This is a genomic window from Janthinobacterium sp. GL_088 (assembly GCF_057837845.1).
Map to the genome: position 1 here is coordinate 6416066 of NZ_CM174453.1, position 18889 is coordinate 6434954.

Annotated in this window: 10 protein-coding genes, 2 tRNA genes and 3 rRNA genes; 3 read left to right on the forward strand and 12 right to left on the reverse strand. The window is 57.2% G+C overall.

What is annotated here, in order from left to right:
* Nucleotides 1–31: 31 nt before the first annotated feature.
* The 3 genes from AC3IQ7_RS28750 to AC3IQ7_RS28760 form a co-directional block, all read right to left on the reverse strand.
* Complete coding sequence (locus AC3IQ7_RS28750; protein WP_099376210.1) at nt 32–1714, reverse strand: long-chain fatty acid--CoA ligase; 1683 nt, start codon at nt 1712–1714, stop codon at nt 32–34.
* Nucleotides 1715–1990: 276 nt separating this feature from the next.
* On the reverse strand, nt 1991–3046 hold the full coding sequence (locus AC3IQ7_RS28755; RefSeq protein WP_489208006.1) for an aminopeptidase: 1056 nt from the start codon (nt 3044–3046) through the stop codon (nt 1991–1993).
* Between the two features lie 2 nt (nt 3047–3048).
* Entirely contained in the window at nt 3049–5124 is a 2076-nt protein-coding gene (locus AC3IQ7_RS28760) for a molybdopterin-containing oxidoreductase family protein (RefSeq protein ID WP_099376208.1), read from the reverse strand.
* Nucleotides 5125–5330: 206 nt separating this feature from the next.
* On the opposite strand from AC3IQ7_RS28760, the gene AC3IQ7_RS28765 reads away from it, so the two are divergent.
* The gene (locus AC3IQ7_RS28765; RefSeq protein ID WP_489208007.1) at nt 5331–6524 is read left to right on the forward strand and encodes a M20 aminoacylase family protein; all 1194 of its coding nucleotides are present in this window, start codon (nt 5331–5333) and stop codon (nt 6522–6524) included.
* 1 nt (nt 6525) lies between these two features.
* Here AC3IQ7_RS28765 and AC3IQ7_RS28770 read toward each other — a convergent pair whose 3' ends face one another.
* A complete protein-coding gene (locus AC3IQ7_RS28770; RefSeq protein ID WP_489208008.1) occupies nt 6526–7428 on the reverse strand; it encodes an NAD(P)-dependent oxidoreductase in 903 nt (300 codons plus the stop codon).
* 83 nt (nt 7429–7511) lie between these two features.
* Between AC3IQ7_RS28770 and AC3IQ7_RS28775 the strand changes: the two genes are divergently transcribed.
* Nucleotides 7512–8084 carry an acyloxyacyl hydrolase gene (locus AC3IQ7_RS28775; protein WP_230539252.1) on the forward strand — a complete coding sequence of 191 codons (573 nt, stop codon included), beginning with the start codon at nt 7512–7514 and terminating at the stop codon, nt 8082–8084.
* 135 nt (nt 8085–8219) lie between these two features.
* Here the strand turns inward: AC3IQ7_RS28775 and rrf are convergent.
* The 6 genes from rrf to AC3IQ7_RS28805 form a co-directional block, all read right to left on the reverse strand.
* Nucleotides 8220–8332 (reverse strand): 5S ribosomal RNA (gene rrf / locus AC3IQ7_RS28780).
* 138 nt (nt 8333–8470) lie between these two features.
* A 23S ribosomal RNA gene (locus tag AC3IQ7_RS28785) occupies nt 8471–11346 on the reverse strand.
* Nucleotides 11347–11584: 238 nt separating this feature from the next.
* Nucleotides 11585–11660 (reverse strand) — tRNA-Ala (locus AC3IQ7_RS28790).
* A gap of 19 nt (nt 11661–11679) precedes the next feature.
* A tRNA-Ile gene (locus AC3IQ7_RS28795) sits at nt 11680–11756 on the reverse strand.
* A 98-nt stretch (nt 11757–11854) separates the two neighbouring features.
* A 16S ribosomal RNA gene (locus AC3IQ7_RS28800) occupies nt 11855–13385 on the reverse strand.
* Together the 16S, 23S and 5S rRNA genes with 2 tRNA genes alongside form the textbook arrangement of a ribosomal RNA operon.
* A gap of 406 nt (nt 13386–13791) precedes the next feature.
* Nucleotides 13792–14871 (reverse strand): tartrate dehydrogenase, encoded by a 1080-nt coding sequence (locus AC3IQ7_RS28805; RefSeq protein WP_489210555.1) that lies wholly within the window; start codon nt 14869–14871, stop codon nt 13792–13794.
* A gap of 114 nt (nt 14872–14985) precedes the next feature.
* Between AC3IQ7_RS28805 and AC3IQ7_RS28810 the strand changes: the two genes are divergently transcribed.
* Nucleotides 14986–15885 carry a LysR family transcriptional regulator gene (locus AC3IQ7_RS28810; RefSeq protein ID WP_489208009.1) on the forward strand — a complete coding sequence of 300 codons (900 nt, stop codon included), beginning with the start codon at nt 14986–14988 and terminating at the stop codon, nt 15883–15885.
* Between the two features lie 17 nt (nt 15886–15902).
* Here AC3IQ7_RS28810 and AC3IQ7_RS28815 read toward each other — a convergent pair whose 3' ends face one another.
* On the reverse strand, nt 15903–17393 hold the full coding sequence (locus AC3IQ7_RS28815) for a DUF3482 domain-containing protein (RefSeq protein WP_489208010.1): 1491 nt from the start codon (nt 17391–17393) through the stop codon (nt 15903–15905).
* A complete protein-coding gene (locus AC3IQ7_RS28820; RefSeq protein ID WP_489208011.1) occupies nt 17390–18868 on the reverse strand; it encodes a DUF2868 domain-containing protein in 1479 nt (492 codons plus the stop codon). Before AC3IQ7_RS28820 ends, AC3IQ7_RS28815 begins: the two co-directional genes overlap by 4 nt.
* Nucleotides 18869–18889 lie beyond the last annotated feature (21 nt).

The following is an 18889-nucleotide window of genomic DNA, read 5'->3' on the forward strand; positions in this document are numbered from 1 at the left end:
GGGATGCGCCTCCTGGCGCATCCCACACTGTTTATGCTGCTGTCTTCGTTTCGTCACGCAGGGCGCGACGTAAAATCTTGCCGACGTTGGTCTTCGGCAGCTCATCGCGGAACTCGATGTATTTCGGCCGCTTGTAACCGGTGAATTGCTCCTTGCAGTACGCGGCCAGCACTGCCTGGGTCAGGTTCGGATCCTTGCGCACGACAAACACTTTCACGGCCTCGCCCGAGTGCTCATCCGGCACGCCCACGCAGGCGCACTCGAGCACGCCAGGATGGGCCGCGATGACGGCCTCGACTTCGTTCGGATACACATTGAAGCCGGAGACGAGAATCATGTCTTTCTTGCGGTCGACAATCTTCACGTAGCCGCGCTCGTCCATGATGCCCACATCACCGGATTTAAAGTATCCATCAGGTGTCATGACCTTGGCCGTTTCATCGGGACGGTTCCAGTAGCCGCTCATCACTTGCGGGCCACGGATGGCGATTTCGCCCGTCTGGCCCAGCGGCACTTCCTTGCCGTCATCGTCGAGGATGGCGATCTCGGTCGACGGAATCGGCAAGCCGATGGTGCCGGAGAACGCCGTGCTGTCGGCGCGGTTGCAGGTGGCGACAGGCGACGTTTCCGACAAGCCATAGCCTTCAATGATGGACACGCCCGTCACTTGCAGCCACTTGTCGTTGACGGCTTGCTGCACTGCCATGCCGCCGCCATTGGCGATCTTCAGGCCCGAGAAGTCGAGCTTGGCGAAATCGGGGTGATTCACCAGCGCGTTATACAGGGTATTGACCGCTGGTAGCAGGTTGAATTTGTACTTGCCCAGCTCCTTGATCAGGCCCGGGATATCGCGCGGATTCGGGATCAGGATATTCAGGGCGCCCACGCGCGTGCCCCACATGGCGCACGCCGTCAGCGCAAAGATATGGTACAGCGGCAAGGCGCAGACGATGATCATCTGTTCCTTGCTATTCTGGTCGAGCGCCGCGCCCGACCACGCTTCGCTTTGCAGCACATTGGCGATCACATTGCGGTGGCTCAAGGTCGCGCCTTTCGACACGCCCGTCGTGCCGCCCGTGTATTGCAGGAAGGCAGGGTCATTGATGCCCAGCTCGACAGGCGTGAGTTTCATGCGGCTGCCCAGCGCCAGCGCCTGCTTGAAACGCATGGCGTTCGGCAAGGAATACGCGGGCACCATCTTCTTGACGTTGCGCACGACAAAATTGACGATCATGCCCTTCAAGCCGCCCAGCATTTCGCCCATGCTGGCGACGACGATGTGCTTGACAGCTGTCTTGCCCAGCACTTGTTCGAGCGTATGGGCAAAGTTTTCCAGCACGATGATGGCTTCGCTGCCCGAATCGTTGAGCTGATGCTCAAGTTCGCGCGGCGTATATAACGGGTTGACGTTGACCACGGTGTAGCCGGCGCGCAGGACGGCGGCGATCGCCACCGGATACTGCAGCACGTTCGGCATCATCAGGGCGACCCGGGCGCCCTTCTTCAGGCCACGGCTTTGCAGCCACGCACCCAGCTGGCGCGAATAGGTGTCGAGTTCGGCATAGGTGAGAAATTTGTCCATGCAGACATAGGCATTGCGATCCGCATATTTTTGAAACGCTTCTTCCAGCAAATGCACCAGCGAACGATATTGATCAGGATCGATGTCGGCAGGTACGCCGGGAGGGTACGACTTCAGCCAAATTTTTTCCATCCTGTGCCTCTTGTCTCAAATAATCGTGGGGGAGCCGGCGCACCCTGCCGGCGCGGATCATTGCTGCGGATTCTGTCGTCCTGCAGTCAGTTTGAGCATTCTGACGAGCAATTGCTCTATGCTACTAATGCGATGCTATCGGGCGCCGGGCTTCCATGCAAGCGCTTTCAACAGTATTCGAGCGGTAACTCTAGGGGCTTTTTGTGCTGCAGCGCAACATGATAAATACACTGTTGCAGGATCGTTCGCCCTGACGTGCGAGACAATCTTTACGGGTCAGGGGCTGGACAATTGTTCCAGCGCACGCCTGCGCTCAGGCTTCTTGATCTGGGCCATTGTGTGCACTGCAGCATAAAAAGCACGAAAGTTCTTTTTTTCTTCCAGCAATTTTTTGAAGGCAGGCAAAAATTCATTGTAGGTAGACACGGAAGCCAGGTGCGCATTGCTCAACGGCTGCTCGAACCAGCGGTCGTAACCGGCAAAACCACCCCAGTTTTGCTTCAGTACCTGGTAGGCATCTTGCAATGCCGCAAATACCTGTGTCTTGCGCGCGCGCTTGTCCGCCTCGCTGGCGCCGCTCGCATATACGGCGTCCAGTTCGCCCCGGTATGTCAGCAGCAAGGCGAGAAAATCCTGGCGCCGCGCCGCATACTGGGCGTACGCGGCGCGCATGGCGTCATTGCCCTCGCGCGCCAGCCAGCGCTGCACGCCCGCCTCTTCCACGGCACTGGCAAACGACTCGTTGAAGGCCGAATCGCCAGGTACGTACACCACCTGGTGCGCCAGTTCATGGAAAATCAGGCGCGCCAGTTCCGCATCGTTGTAATTGATAAAGGTCGACAGCAGGGGATCGTCGAACCAGCCCAGGGTGGAATACGCGGGCACGCCGCCCACCTGCACGTCGTAATGCTGGGCCCGCAACTCGTCGGCATACGCCAGCGCCTCTTCCTTGCTGTAATAGCCGCGGTAATTCACGCAGCCGGCGATGGGGAAACACCATTGCAGCGGCTGCAGCGACAGTTCCGGCGTGGCCACCACGTTCCACAGCACAAACGGGCGCCGCAGGGAGGCATAATTCTTGTAGCTGCCATTGTCGGGCAAGTCCAGTTCGCTGACGGCAAAGCGACGGATTTGCTGTGCCTTGGCCAGGCGCACTTTCAGGCGCGGCTCCGTGGCAGGGTCATCGAGCCAGTCACCGATGGGGCGCGCGCCGGACCACAGCGCATATTGCCCTTGCGCCGCCTGCGTGTAGTAGCGCAGCTGCGTACAGCCACCCAGCAACATGCACAGCGTGCCGACAAGCAAGCGGGCCGGCCAGCGCGCCAGGGTCATGGTCAGACTGCCTTTTCCACTTCAACCAGCGTATCGTAGAAGGTCGGCGCGCGGCCCATGTCCGTCAGGCGCTGGCTCGTCACTTCATTGGCGTTCTTGCCATCGCTGGCGAGTTTCTTCCACCACACGGACAAGCCCACCACCAGGCCGCGTCTGGCCTTGTCCGTCACCCTGGCCTTGGCCACAAAGCTGCCGCGATCATTAAAAATGCGCACCATGTCGCCGGCCGCGATGCCGCGCGCGGCGCCATCGTCGGGATGGATATCGAGGTGCGGCTCGCCCTCGGCCGCGCGCAGGCTTTTCACGTTCACGAAAGTGGAATTGAGGAAATTGCGCGCCGGCGGCGAAATCATGGCCAGCGGATAACGGGCCGCCAGCGCAGGATTGCTGGCTTGCGATTCGTGCGGCGCGATATACGTCGGCAAGGGATCGAGTCCCGCCAGCGCCATGGCGCTGGAATACAACTCGCACTTGCCCGATGGCGTGGGGAAACCACCTTCGGCAAATGGCGCTTCGGCCATGGCCAGCTTTTGCCAGCCCGTGCGTTTCAGCGATTCCCAGTCGAAATGTACGGCGCGCGCATCCGTCGTATCGAACGCCTTGGCCGCCAGCGCATCGTCGCTTTCCTGGAAGCACGGGTCATCAAAGCCCATGTGCTGCGCCAGCAGGCGGAAGATTTCCGTATTCGCCTTCGCTTCGCCCAGCGGCGCCACGGCCGCGTTGTTCGCCATCATGTACAGGTGACCGTAGGTGGAATGCGCATCGACATGTTCCAGCTGCGTGGTGGCGGGCAGCACGATGTCGGCGTAATCGACGGTATCGGTCTGGAAGTGTTCGAGCACGACCGTAAACAAATCCTCGCGGGCAAAACCCTGTGCCACTTTCGACGAATCGGGCGCTACCGCCAGGGGATTCGAGTTGTAGACGATCACGGCCTCGACTTGCGGGCCGAACTCGGGCGACGCTGTTTTCAGCAGATCGTCGCCGATGGTGCTCATGTTGATGGTGCGCGGCGTGCCTTTCAATAGATCCGGGCGCTGCAGGGCCTTGCGGTTGACGGGGAAGGAACCCGAGCTCGACAGCTGCATGCCGCCCGCCGGATGGCGCCAGGCGCCCGTCAGGGCCGGCAGGCAGGCAATATTGCGCACGGCCATGCCACCGCCATGCACGCGCTGCACGCCGTAGTTGGTGCGGATGGCGGCGCCTTCGCCAGAGCGGCACGCCTGGCCGTACAGGCGCGCCAGTTCCACCACTTCCGTGGTCGTGATGCCGCATACCTCGGCCACGCGCCCGGGCGGCCATTCCAGCGCGCGCTGTTTCAAGGCATCGTAGCCTACAGTGTAGCGATCGATGTAGTCATGATCGAGCAAATCTTCCACAATCAAGACATGCATCAAACCCAGCGCCAGGGCCGCATCGGTACCCGGCAGCAAGGCGATATGCTGGTGGCATTTTTCGGCCGTCAACGAGCGGTAGGGGTCGATGGCGATCAGGGTGGCGCCGTTGCGTTTGGCCTCTTGTGCGCGCATCCAGAAGTGCAGGTTCGAGGCGATCGGGTTGCCGCCCCAGATGATGATCAATTTCGCGTTCTGGAATTGCTCCAGGTCCGTGCCGATGCTGGCACCCACCGTGTAGCGGTAACCGGTGGCGCCGGCCGACGCGCAAATGGTGCGGTCCAGCAGGGAAGCACCGAGCTGGTTGAAGAAGCGCGAGGACATCGATTCACCCTGCACCAGGCCCATGGTGCCGCAGTAGCTGTACGGCAAGATCGCCTGCGGATCGCGCGCGGCGATCGGTTTCAGGCGGGCCGCGATGGTCTGCAGCGCCTCTTCCCAGCTGATGCGTTCGAACTTGCCTTCCCCCTTCTTGCCCACGCGGCGCAGCGGATGCAGCAGCCGGTCCGCATGATAGGTGCGTTCCGTGAAGCGCGACACCTTGGTGCACAGCACGCCAGCCGTGGTCGGGTGGTCGGGATCGCCCTTGACGGCTGTTGCCACACCATCGGTCACGGTGACCAGCAAGGCGCAGGTATCGGGGCAGTCGAGCGGGCAGGCGGCGCGCACTTGGGTGGTGGTCATGGGGCAATCCAAAAACGTTGGGGGAAGGCGATACTGTAAACCATTCCGCGCGCTTGCTGTTGGCGCCGTGGCAAGCACGTCCGTGCGCTGGATTTACCCGGCAAACAAGGGCTACAATGCACTATTAGCCGCGCCTGTTTTTGATCAAACAAGCACGGTCCGGCGCGCCATACATTGCTGCGTGCCAGCATTCACAGGAGAGTCCCATGAAACTAGTTGATCCGATCTTGGCGTTTCAATCCGAGCTGCAAGGTATACGCCGCGACCTGCACGCGCATCCCGAGCTGTGCTACGAAGAACAGCGCACTTCGGACGTGGTCGCCGCCAAACTGACAGAATGGGGCATTCCCGTGGTACGCGGCCTGGGCCGCACTGGCGTGGTCGGCATCATCCAGCATGGCACCTCCAAGCGTGCCATCGGCCTGCGCGCCGATATGGATGCCTTGCCGATGCAGGAAATGAATACCTTCGAGCACGCTTCACGTCACCCAGGCAAGATGCACGCCTGCGGCCACGACGGCCACACGGCCATGCTGCTCGGTGCCGCTCATTACCTGGCGCAGCACCGCAACTTCGACGGCACGGTCTACCTCGTCTTCCAGCCGGCCGAGGAAGGCGGCGCGGGGGCGCGTGAAATGATCGAAGACGGCTTGTTTACCCGCTTTCCCATGGATGCCATCTACGGCATGCACAACTGGCCAGGCGCGGAAACAGGTACCCTGAGCGTGGTGGAAGGGCCAATGATGGCATCCAGCAATGAATTCCACGTCACCGTCAAGGGCAAGGGCGCGCACGCGGCCCAGCCCCACAAGGGCATCGACCCCGTCATGGTGGCCGTGCAAATCGCGCAAAGCTGGCAAACCGTCATCACGCGCAACAAGAGTCCGCTCGACACGGCCGTGCTGTCGATCACGCAAATCCACGCGGGCAGCGCCACCAATGTGATTCCCGATGACGCCAGCCTGGTCGGCACCGTGCGCACCTTCACCACGCCCGTGCTGGACTTGATCGAAGAGCGCATGCGCGACATCGCAGTGCATACGGCCGCCGCCTTTGGCGCCGAGGTCGATTTCCACTTCAAGCGCAACTATCCGCCGCTGGTCAACCACACGAAAGAAACGGCGTTTGCCGTCGAAGTCATGAAAAGCGTGGTGGGCGCCGACAAGGTCAACGCGAATGTCGAGCCGACCATGGGCGCCGAAGATTTTGCCTTCTTCCTGCAAGAAAAGGCTGGCTGCTACATCTTCATCGGCAATGGCGATGGCGAGCATCGCGATGGCGGCCACGGCCTGGGTCCGTGCGTCTTGCACAATGGCAGCTACGACTTCAACGACAATCTGCTGCCCATCGGCGCCAGTTTCTGGGTCAAGCTGGCCGAAGCGAGCCTGCCCATCGCTTGAATCAGCTCAGTTGATCCGGACCGGTGCCCAGGCGCTGGCCCGGATTCAACGCTTCCAGAGCCAGCAAGGCCGCCGCGTGATCGGCTGTCGGGTGCGTGGTAGCGAGGCTTTCATAGCACTGCGTCACCAGTTGTGTCACCGGCAAGGTGACGTGGGCCGCCTCGGCTGCCGCGAGGATATTGTGCATATCCTTGATCTGGCTTTTCACCTGGCCACCGGCAACAAAATTACGTTCCAGCATGCGCTGGCCATGCACCTCCAAAATCCTGCTTTCGGCAAAGCCGCCGCGGATGGCTGACCGTACGGCGCTCGCATCGGCGCCGGCCGCCTGGGCCAGCAGCAAGGCTTCCGCCACGATATTCAATGTCGCGCCGACGATCAGCTGGTTGCACAACTTGGCGACCTGCCCGCTGCCGGCCGCCCCCACCAGCGTCGGGCGTCCCATGGCCGATAGAATCACTTCAACCCGCGCGTAATCGCCGGTGCTGGCGCCGGCCATGATGGCCAGGGTGCCCGCCTGTGCCCCACCGACGCCGCCCGAGACGGGCGCATCGATGAAACCATGGCCTGCAGCGTGCAAGGTGGCATGAAATTGCTGGGCTTCTGCCTGCTTGGTGGAACTCATGTCGATCCAGATCGCACCGCCTGCCAGGGCCGGCAACGCCTGTTGCAGCACTGTTGCCACGATGGGACCGGCTTCCAGCATCGAGATGACCACATCCGCGCCATTGACCGCCTCAGTGATGGAAACGGCGGGTTGCGCCCCTGCTGCACGCAGGACTTGGGCCTTGCTGTGCGTGCGATTCCAAATTGTGACAGAATATCCAGCGCGTAGCAGGCACCGGACCATCGGATCCCCCATCAGACCGATACCGAGAAATGCGATTTTTGTAGAGAATGTCAATTGAACCCCTGAGATCAACAAGTGGCGAGAGCGGCATCAAAGCAAGGTGCCTGTACAACAATAGCCTATCGGCCAATTTTACGATGAAAGCCTCTATGTTCTTCAAGAAGAATCTCCTCAAATCCATCGCCGCTGTTGCCGCGCTGATGGCGGCCAACGCCGGCTTTGCCGCCGACGACAAACTGATCGACTCCGTCTACGGCGAATATGCCAAGGGCGTGAAGGTACAAATGGTACGCGCCGGCGTGACCTCGAACTGGGATAAGGCCTGGTTCGTATCGAATGGCACACAGCTGAGCGGTTACTGGGATGCCAGCATCGGCGGCTGGGATGGCAAGAGCTATCGCAATGTCCCTGGCCAGCATCAAAAACTGTGGGACCTGGGCTTTACCCCCGTGTTCCGCTTTGAAAACACGAACAAGCTGGGCTTCTATGCGGAAGGCGGCATTGGCGTGCACATGCTGTCCAAGCTGTACGATAACGACGATAACCGCCTGTCGACCCACTTCCAGTTCGGCGACCATATCGGCGTTGGCTATATTTTCAATAACAAATGGGAAGTCGCTGCGAAGATCCAGCATTTCTCGAACGGTGGCTACAAGAAACCGAATAGCGGCGTCAATTACATGAACGTCAAAGTCGCTTATCACTTTTAATGAGCGTGATAAATGACAAAGGCAGCGCGCAGCGCTGCTTTTTTTATGCCTGTACGCCGTAAAACCTGCAAAAACCACCAGACGAAAAAAAACCCGCCAATTGCTTGACGGGTTTTTCTCTACTGCGAATAACAAGCCTGACGATAACCTACTTTCACACTGGTTGCAGCACTATCATCGGCGCAAAGTTGTTTCACGGTCCTGTTCGGGATGGGAAGGGGTGGGACCAACTTGCTATGGTCATCAGGCATAACTTGTACTGGCATTTGTCCTCTGTGGAGCGACAAAGCCTGAATCTGGAAGAAGCAAAGATTGGGGTAATGAATAGTAGTATCAACACACACGCAACGTTGTACCGTCTTATCCTCTGTACCTGCTAAGGTTATAGGGACAAGCCGTACGGGCAATTAGTACTGGTTAGCTTAATGCATTACTGCACTTCCACACCCAGCCTATCAACGTCCTGGTCTCGAACGACCCTTCAAAGAGCTCAAGGCTCTGGGAAATCTCATCTCAAGGCAAGTTTCCCGCTTAGATGCTTTCAGCGGTTATCTCTTCCGAACTTAGCTACCCGGCAATGCCACTGGCGTGACAACCGGTACACCAGAGGTTCGTCCACTCCGGTCCTCTCGTACTAGGAGCAGCCCCCTTCAAATTTCCAACGCCCACGGCAGATAGGGACCAAACTGTCTCACGACGTTTTAAACCCAGCTCACGTACCACTTTAAATGGCGAACAGCCATACCCTTGGGACCGGCTACAGCCCCAGGATGTGATGAGCCGACATCGAGGTGCCAAACTCCCCCGTCGATATGAACTCTTGGGAGGAATCAGCCTGTTATCCCCAGAGTACCTTTTATCCGTTGAGCGATGGCCCTTCCATACAGAACCACCGGATCACTATGTCCTACTTTCGTACCTGCTCGACTTGTCAGTCTCGCAGTTAAGCACGCTTATGCCATTGCACTATCAACACGATGTCCGACCGTATCTAGCGTACCTTCGAACTCCTCCGTTACACTTTAGGAGGAGACCGCCCCAGTCAAACTGCCTACCATGCACTGTCCCCGATCCGGATAACGGACCAAGGTTAGAACCTCAAACAAACCAGGGTGGTATTTCAAGGTTGGCTCCACGAGAACTAGCGTCCCCGCTTCAAAGCCTCCCACCTATCCTACACAGATTGGTTCAAAGTCCAATGCAAAGCTACAGTAAAGGTTCATGGGGTCTTTCCGTCTAGCCGCGGGTAGATTGCATCATCACAAACATTTCAACTTCGCTGAGTCTCGGGAGGAGACAGTGTGGCCATCGTTACGCCATTCGTGCAGGTCGGAACTTACCCGACAAGGAATTTCGCTACCTTAGGACCGTTATAGTTACGGCCGCCGTTTACTGGGACTTCAATCAAGAGCTTGCACCCCATCATTTAATCTTCCAGCACCGGGCAGGCGTCACACCCTATACGTCCACTTTCGTGTTTGCAGAGTGCTGTGTTTTTATTAAACAGTCGCAGCCACCAGTTTATTGCAACCCTTTCACCCTTCCACAGTAAAGTGGTCAAGCTACCGGGGCGTACCTTTTCCCGAAGTTACGGTACCAATTTGCCGAGTTCCTTCTCCCGAGTTCTCTCAAGCGCCTTAGAATACTCATCTCGCCCACCTGTGTCGGTTTGCGGTACGGTCTCGTATGACTGAAGCTTAGAGGCTTTTCTTGGAACCACTTCCGATTGCTTCGTGAACAAGTTCACTCGTCTCAACCCCTTGAATTCCGCACCCGGATTTGCCTAAGTGCCTTCTATGAGCCAAAAACCAACTATTCCAACAGTTGGACAACCTTCCGCGATCCGTCCCCCCATCGCATCATACGACGGTGCAGGAATATTAACCTGCTTCCCATCAGCTACGCATCTCTGCCTCGCCTTAGGGGCCGACTCACCCTGCTCCGATGAACGTTGAACAGGAAACCTTGGGCTTACGGCGTGGAGGCTTTTCACCCCCATTATCGCTACTCATGTCAGCATTCGCACTTCTGATACCTCCAGCATCCTTTACAAGACACCTTCGCAGGCTTACAGAACGCTCTCCTACCATATATATTGCTATATATCCGCAGCTTCGGTGACTGGCTTAGCCCCGTTACATCTTCCGCGCAGGACGACTCGATCAGTGAGCTATTACGCTTTCTTTAAATGATGGCTGCTTCTAAGCCAACATCCTGACTGTTTTAGCCTTCCCACTTCGTTTTCCACTTAGCCAATCTTTGGGACCTTAGCTGGCGGTCTGGGTTGTTTCCCTCTTGACGCCGGACGTTAGCACCCGACGTCTGTCTCCCAAGCTCGCACTCATCGGTATTCGGAGTTTGCAATGGTTTGGTAAGTCGCAATGACCCCCTAGCCATAACAGTGCTCTACCCCCGATGGTGATACTTGAGGCACTACCTAAATAGTTTTCGGAGAGAACCAGCTATTTCCAAGTTTGTTTAGCCTTTCACCCCTACCCACAGCTCATCCCCTAATTTTTCAACATTAGTGGGTTCGGACCTCCAGGGCGTGTTACCGCACCTTCATCCTGGCCATGAGTAGATCACTTGGTTTCGGGTCTACACCCAGCGACTGATCGCCCTATTCGGACTCGATTTCTCTACGGCTTCCCTATATGGTTAACCTTGCCACTGAATGTAAGTCGCTGACCCATTATACAAAAGGTACGCAGTCACGGAACAAGTCCGCTCCTACTGTTTGTATGCACACGGTTTCAGGATCTATTTCACTCCCCTTCCGGGGTTCTTTTCGCCTTTCCCTCACGGTACTGGTTCACTATCGGTCGATTACGAGTATTTAGCCTTGGAGGATGGTCCCCCCATATTCAGACAGGATGTCACGTGTCCCGCCCTACTTGTCGTACGCTTAGTATCACCGGTCCGATTTCACATACGGGGCTATCACCCACTATGGCTCCTATTTCCAGAGGATTCTGTTATCGGTCCGACTATCACGTACAGGCTCTTCCCATTTCGCTCGCCGCTACTTTGGGAATCTCGGTTGATTTCTTTTCCTGCAGCTACTTAGATGTTTCAGTTCGCCGCGTTCGCCTTGCATACCTATGTATTCAGTATGCAATACCCTAAAAGGGTGGGTTGCCCCATTCGGAAATCTGCGGATCAAAGTGTGTTTGCTCACTCCCCGCAGCTTATCGCAAGCTACTACGTCCTTCATCGCCTGTAATCGCCAAGGCATCCACCATGTGCACTTATTCGCTTGTCCCTATAACGTTAGCCTCTGATTACCTAAATAATCAAAGAGCGCTACAGGGATAAGAAAGTACAACGTTGTTGCTTGTTTGTTGATACATACAATCATTACCCATCGATTTACTTTTTACGGCAAACCGATCAATAAATAATCTTTACTTCTTCCAGATTGTTAAAGAACGAAACAGCTTTGATCGCTAAAAGATCAAATCTAAACCCACAGGCTTACATTTGTACTTTCGAGTAAAACGTGGTGGAGGATGACGGGATCGAACCGACGACCCCCTGCTTGCAAAGCAGGTGCTCTCCCAGCTGAGCTAATCCCCCTGAGATTTTACTAATTAGCTGGTAGGGCTGGTTGGACTCGAACCAACGACCCCCGCGTTATCAACACGGTGCTCTAACCAGCTGAGCTACAGCCCCAACGCGGAACTACTACGACTACTGTTTCTTCTTAATTAAACAGCCGATAAGTGTGAACATTTGATGCGTGAATCATTGCTGATTCGTGCAAACTCTAGAAAGGAGGTGATCCAGCCGCACCTTCCGATACGGCTACCTTGTTACGACTTCACCCCAGTCACGAATCCTACCGTGGTAAGCGCCCTCCTTACGGTTAAGCTACCTACTTCTGGTAAAACCCGCTCCCATGGTGTGACGGGCGGTGTGTACAAGACCCGGGAACGTATTCACCGCGACATGCTGATCCGCGATTACTAGCGATTCCAACTTCATGCAGTCGAGTTGCAGACTACAATCCGGACTACGATACACTTTCTGCGATTAGCTCCCCCTCGCGGGTTGGCGGCGCTCTGTATGTACCATTGTATGACGTGTGAAGCCCTACCCATAAGGGCCATGAGGACTTGACGTCATCCCCACCTTCCTCCGGTTTGTCACCGGCAGTCTCATTAGAGTGCCCTTTCGTAGCAACTAATGACAAGGGTTGCGCTCGTTGCGGGACTTAACCCAACATCTCACGACACGAGCTGACGACAGCCATGCAGCACCTGTGTACTGGTTCTCTTTCGAGCACTCCCCAATCTCTCGGGGATTCCAGCCATGTCAAGGGTAGGTAAGGTTTTTCGCGTTGCATCGAATTAATCCACATCATCCACCGCTTGTGCGGGTCCCCGTCAATTCCTTTGAGTTTTAATCTTGCGACCGTACTCCCCAGGCGGTCTACTTCACGCGTTAGCTGCGTTACCAAGTCAATTAAGACCCGACAACTAGTAGACATCGTTTAGGGCGTGGACTACCAGGGTATCTAATCCTGTTTGCTCCCCACGCTTTCGTGCATGAGCGTCAATCTTGACCCAGGGGGCTGCCTTCGCCATCGGTGTTCCTCCACATATCTACGCATTTCACTGCTACACGTGGAATTCTACCCCCCTCTGCCAGATTCTAGCCTTGCAGTCTCCAATGCAATTCCCAGGTTGAGCCCGGGGATTTCACATCAGACTTACAAAACCGCCTGCGCACGCTTTACGCCCAGTAATTCCGATTAACGCTTGCACCCTACGTATTACCGCGGCTGCTGGCACGTAGTTAGCCGGTGCTTATTCTTCAGGTACCGTCATTAGCAAGAGATATTAGCTCTCACCGTTTCTTCCCTGACAAAAGAGCTTTACAACCCGAAGGCCTTCTTCACTCACGCGGCATTGCTGGATCAGGCTTTCGCCCATTGTCCAAAATTCCCCACTGCTGCCTCCCGTAGGAGTCTGGACCGTGTCTCAGTTCCAGTGTGGCTGGTCGTCCTCTCAGACCAGCTACTGATCGATGCCTTGGTAGGCTTTTACCCTACCAACTAGCTAATCAGATATCGGCCGCTCCACGAGCATGAGGTCTTGCGATCCCCCACTTTCATCCTTAGATCGTATGCGGTATTAGCGTAACTTTCGCTACGTTATCCCCCACTCTAGGGTACGTTCCGATATATTACTCACCCGTTCGCCACTCGCCACCAGAGCAAGCTCCGTGCTGCCGTTCGACTTGCATGTGTAAGGCATGCCGCCAGCGTTCAATCTGAGCCAGGATCAAACTCTTCAGTTTAATCTCTGTTACTTTGCCCTTTTACAGGCACCATCATTGCTGATGGGTCGCTCACTCAAAAAACTGACAGGCCACTACTTTCGTAGCGCCTACTTCATTATTTCTTGTGAACATTTGATATATTTTAAGTTAGACGCCAATCCGAAGATTGACGCTGCACTTACATCAAATGCCCACACTTATCGACTGTTAATTGTTAAAGAACTGTATTCGGTGCTACTTTCGCGCCATCGACAAAGCGTTGTGTTTGTCAGCTGCGAAGAAGGAAGAGTATGAAGCATTTCACTACATCCGTCAACTCCTTCTTTTTGCTACATCGCCGTTTCCGGTGATCCTCAACTGCCGCATTTGACTGCGTCTCATTGGGGAGGCGAACTATAGCAAAGCCGCCCATGGGCGGCAAGCTTTATTTGAGTAATTCGGCAACCGCCATGCCCACATCGGTCGTACTGGCGCTGCCGCCCATATCCGCTGTGCGCGGACCATGCTCAAGCACCTGTTCAATGGCGCGCACAATCGCGTCATGCGCCGCCGTGTAATTGGTATCGCCATTACCGAGGAAGTCCAGCATCATGGCACCCGACCAGATCATGCCGATCGGATTGGCGATATTCTGGCCATAGATATCGGGTGCGGAACCGTGTACCGGTTCGAAGACCGAAGGGAACGTGCGCTCCGGATTGATATTGGCCGATGGTGCAATGGCAATCGTCCCCGTGCAGGCGGGCCCCAGATCGGACAGGATGTCGCCAAACAGATTCGAAGCGACCACTACGTCAAAACGCTCGGGACTAAGCACGAAACGGGCTGCCAGGATGTCGATATGGTATTTATCCCAGCGGACATCGGGAAAGCTCGGGCCCATCGCCTCCACCCGCTCATCCCAATATGGCATACTGATCGCAATGCCATTCGACTTGGTGGCCGATGTCAGGTGTTTTTTAGGCCGGCTTTGCGCCAGCTCAAACGCATACTTCAGGATACGGTCGACGCCCTTGCGCGTAAAGACAGATTCCTGCAGCACGGTCTCGCGCTCCGTCCCCTCGAACATGCGCCCGCCCACGGATGAATACTCTCCTTCCGTATTTTCACGCACCACATAAAAGTCGATATCACCGGGCTTTTTATTCGCCAGCGGACACGGCACGCCAGGCATCAAGCGCACAGGCCGCAAGTTGACGTATTCATCGAACTCGCGCCGGAATTTCAATAGCGAACCCCATAAGGAGATATGGTCAGGCACCTTCTCCGGCCAGCCCACGGCGCCAAAATAGATGGCGTCGAAATCCTTGAGCTGGGCAAACCAATCCGAGGGCATCATCTGGCCGTGTTCAAGGTAGTAGTCACAATTCGCCCATGCCATCTTCGTGAACTGCAGGTCGATATTGAAGCGGCACGCGGCGGCCTCGACAACACGCAACCCTTCCGGCATGACTTCATTGCCGATGCCGTCGCCGGCGATGACTGCAATTCGGTGTACGGGCATACGATTCTCCTGGTGATAGATGGATGTTAGCTGGATGCGTTGATGATACTGGCGCCGGATCAGAATACAATCAGGGAATTCATAACCCAAGTATTCACATTTCGTGGTCAATCAATGAAGCATACGCCGCTGCTGGAAGACTTACGCCTGTTTTGCCAGGTCGCCCATAAAACCAGCTTCGCCGCCACGGCGCTCGAACTGGGTATTTCCAAGGCGGTCGTCAGCAAGCGCATCAGCATGCTGGAAGCGGCGCTGCAGGTACGTTTGCTGCATCGGACCACGCGGCGGGTCAGCGTCACCGATCACGGCGAGATCGTGCGGCAATGGGCGCAGCGCATCCTGGAAGATGTCGAGCAGATGGGGGAAGCGGTAGCGCAGTCCAAACTGCAGCCGCAAGGCGTGCTGCGCATCTGCTCCAGTTCCGGCTTCGGGCGCAACCGGCTTGGTCCTGCCCTATCCCAGCTGGCACGGCAGTATCCAAACCTGAAAATACAGCTGGAATTACTCGACCGGCCTGTAGATCTGCTAGGCGAAGGTTTCGATCTCGACGTTCGCATCGGCGTGGTCCATGAACCGGACCTGATCGCCCACCGCATTGCAAGCAATCAACGCGTACTGTGCGCCGCGCCCGCCTACCTTGCACAACGTGGAACGCCGGGCACCCTGGCGCAGTTGCGCGAGCATGACTGCATCGTCATCCGCGAACGCGACCTGGATGGGCGGCGCTGGAAACTGCAGGGACCGCAAGGATTGGAAACGGTGAAAGTCGATGGGCCGCTCTCGGCCAACAATGGCGAGATCGTCCATCAATGGGCGCTGGACGGCCACGGCATCATCTTGCGCTCGGCATGGGATGTGGAAAGCAGCCTGGCGCAAGGCAAGCTGGTGCGCATTTTGCCCGCGTATCAACAGGCTGCCGATGTGTGGGCGGTGACCACCTCGCGGCTATCGAACTCGGCCAAGGTCAGGGCGTGCGTGCAATTTTTACAACAATGGCTGCAAGCTCGCGCCTGATTATCGACACCAGGCATCTACACCAGGCGCGCCACATCCGGATACAGACGTGCCAGGGTATCGGAAGTGATGGACGACATGAGGGGCAAGACGCGCTCGGCAGCCTGCTCGGGCGATTTATCCCGTCGCACTTCTTTCCACAACTCGGCCAAAGCAGCGTCATGGCGTGCCACTGCCTGCTCGACTTCATCCTGCCAGAAGGCCGGCGCCTCGCTTTCCACAAAGTTACCGCGGCCACGGCCAAAGTGCGCCACCGCCAGGTAACGCAGCACGCCCGCCACCACCAGTGTACGCAGGAAAGCATCCGTAAATTGCATGATGGGCTCGTTGCGGTCCGTGCCGGAATTAAACCCCCAGGCTGCGCCCGCAAACGTCAGTGCACCGACCACGCCGCCAAGCAAGGCGCCTGTGCCCAAGGTGAGGCCGCCGGAAATCAGGTCGGCCGACAGCCCCGTCGCGGCACCGGAAATCATGGCGCCCAAGAGTCCCGCTTGCGCCTTGTCGATCGGCGCGCGCACGGCGAAATTTTCCCGTATCCGGCTATTGATCTTATGCGCATCGGTCGGGTCGAGTTTGTGCAAGATCAACAGTTCACGCGTGGTCATGCTGCTGTGCGTATTGAGCCGCGCCACCAGGCTAGCCATGGCCTTTTCCTGGCGTTGCTGCTCTGCATTCTTACCGATACCCACTACCTGCAAAGCCGATTTCAGCAAGCCCCTGGACGCCGGATCAATGGCTTCGCGATCCTGCCCTGCCACCGCCAGTTGCGTAGCCAGCAAGTGCATGGCCTGCTGAAAACGCGCCGTATTCTGCTCTTGCCAGGCAGCAAACAAACGCGCATAGCCAACTTGCTGCGACTGCGGCAACAATTTACCCACGGCTTCGTAAAACACCCGCTCATGTACCCAGCAGCGGGCAAAGGCATCGAGCGCCAGGACGTCACGCACGATCGGATACTGCTGCAAATGCTCGCGCCAGCGCGTCTGCTCGCCGTGCTCCTCATTACCCGGACGCGGCGGCCCCATCTGGTTCAGCAAAACCACCACCGGCTTATCCAGCCAGGCGAGGATTTTCATTTCCGCCGACAAGTAACCCGCGTCCCGGGGATTTTCAGAGGAGTTAACCAGGTACAACACCACGTCGGCAGAGTCCTTGGCCGTGCGCAGCGCTTGCTGACTGAGCCAGAACGGACGGTCGCGGTAACGGTCCAGCACTTCGCGCAAGAACCAGCCAATGGGATTGCCCGATTGTCCCAGACGCTTGAGCAGGCGCACGGAATCGCCGAAGCCTGGCGTGTCCCATAATTGCAGGGCATCCCCCTGCGACGTAGCCAGCAAGGTATGCGATTCCGCAAACACGGTCACGTGGGCAGCATCGCGCACTTCGCCGATGTCCACGCCCACCAGGGTGCGCGCCAGTGTCGTCTTGCCATTATTCGTGTGCGAAATCAGCGCGAACTGAATCTGCACCGCATCATCCCACACATCTTTATTCACATTCACACTCATGCTGCTGCCGATACTTTCAGCCCGACACCGGCATCAAGCGGGTGCAAGGCAGGATTGAGCAAATTGACCCGGGTGGCCGTAGTTTTGTGGAACTGGCAGAACTGTTGCCACAAGGCGACTCGTTCCGCCAGGCGCGCGCCGGTATCCACCTGCTCGCCCGCGCGCTCCAGATAGCTGGACTCGTCGATCAGTACAGCGATGCCGCGTGCCGACGATTGCGCCAGGTAATCGAGGAAGGCGCCATGATTTTCCTTTTCCGGCGTCGCCGTCAGGTTGAACAGCACGGCCGTGATATTGACTTGTGGATCGTTCAGATCCGTGTCGCGCAAGACGTCCTGCGGCTCTTCGCCATACGACGTTGACGGACGCAGCATCATGCGACCCTGCTCGCCGAACAGCATGAGGGCGATTTGCCCCAGGCCCTTGTGGCGTGCCTCATCGACAGTAAAGCTGTATGGCAAGACGCGCAGCATGCCGCCTGTGGCCACGCCGATGCTTTCATTGAGCTTGCGGAAATACGGTTGATCGAGATCCAGCGGAAAGTTCCTGGCCAAGCGCGCGGCGCGCCAGTTGTTGACCAAGGCCAAGATCAGGCGGGGAACGACCACCAGCAGGAAGATGGTTGCCGCATACAAATGCACCCAGCGCGCGCCGCCTTCGACAGTTGTCGTTTGCGGGAAACGCAGCGCTTCGATTTCCGCCAGCGAAAAACCTTGCAAATGAAACAGGGCGATGGCCGGTGCGAACAGGGTCGAAAGCAGGCTGTGCACTTGGCCGGCATTCAAAAAAGTGCTTTCCCAGCCGGCCGCGTATTGCGACAGGAAGCCACGCGCATACAGCGAGGCAACGGCGCCGATGGCAAACATGGCGGCGCTCAAGTGGATGGTGCGGCTCAACCGCGCGGCCGTCAGTTTGGCGCTCAAATGCGCCCATTCTCCCATGAAACTGAGCAATCCCGAGGACAGGGCGTGCGGCAGCTTGCGCGGCAAGGCCAGGCGGCCCACGCTCAGGTGGCGCACCAGTCCCGCTTTCGGCCAGCCCAGGGAATGCGAAGGGATGCATAGCCAGATCAGCAAGCCCAGGTAGACCAGTACATTCCAGGCAATAATTAGTAACAAGGGCGCCGACAGCAGATCCACGCGATGGGGATCCGTGATGCGGTCGAGCCCGGCGCCCAGCAGCAGTGCCAGCAAGGGCAAGGTCAGCGCCAGGGTTTTCATGCCGTTACGGCGTTTCGCGAAAGCGGCGAAGGCAGGCGTGCGTTCGGTGATGCGCTTGAGGATCAGCTCGGAGCGCTGCTGCAGGAAATCGTCACCTGTCACTTCGGCCTGCTTGCCCGAAGCTTGCCACTGCGCAAGCTCACGCGCGCTGCGGCTGGCATACATGCGGTCATCCTCGCTGAGGACTTCTTTTTTCTGGTCGGCCGTCTCGATAGCACGGACCAATACCACTTCTCTCGCAATCTGCTCGTTCATGGTGCTCCTGTTTTTGTATGA

Coding starts and splice junctions, on each gene's coding strand:
- AC3IQ7_RS28750 (WP_099376210.1), bottom strand. CDS start 1,714: ATGGAAAAAATTTGGCTGAAGTCGTACCCTCCCGGCGTACCTGCCGAC.
- AC3IQ7_RS28755 (WP_489208006.1), bottom strand. CDS start 3,046: ATGACCCTGGCGCGCTGGCCGGCCCGCTTGCTTGTCGGCACGCTGTGC.
- AC3IQ7_RS28760 (WP_099376208.1), bottom strand. CDS start 5,124: ATGACCACCACCCAAGTGCGCGCCGCCTGCCCGCTCGACTGCCCCGAT.
- AC3IQ7_RS28765 (WP_489208007.1), top strand. CDS start 5,331: ATGAAACTAGTTGATCCGATCTTGGCGTTTCAATCCGAGCTGCAAGGT.
- AC3IQ7_RS28775 (WP_230539252.1), top strand. CDS start 7,512: ATGAAAGCCTCTATGTTCTTCAAGAAGAATCTCCTCAAATCCATCGCC.
- AC3IQ7_RS28805 (WP_489210555.1), bottom strand. CDS start 14,871: ATGCCCGTACACCGAATTGCAGTCATCGCCGGCGACGGCATCGGCAAT.
- AC3IQ7_RS28810 (WP_489208009.1), top strand. CDS start 14,986: ATGAAGCATACGCCGCTGCTGGAAGACTTACGCCTGTTTTGCCAGGTC.
- AC3IQ7_RS28815 (WP_489208010.1), bottom strand. CDS start 17,393: ATGAGTGTGAATGTGAATAAAGATGTGTGGGATGATGCGGTGCAGATT.
- AC3IQ7_RS28820 (WP_489208011.1), bottom strand. CDS start 18,868: ATGAACGAGCAGATTGCGAGAGAAGTGGTATTGGTCCGTGCTATCGAG.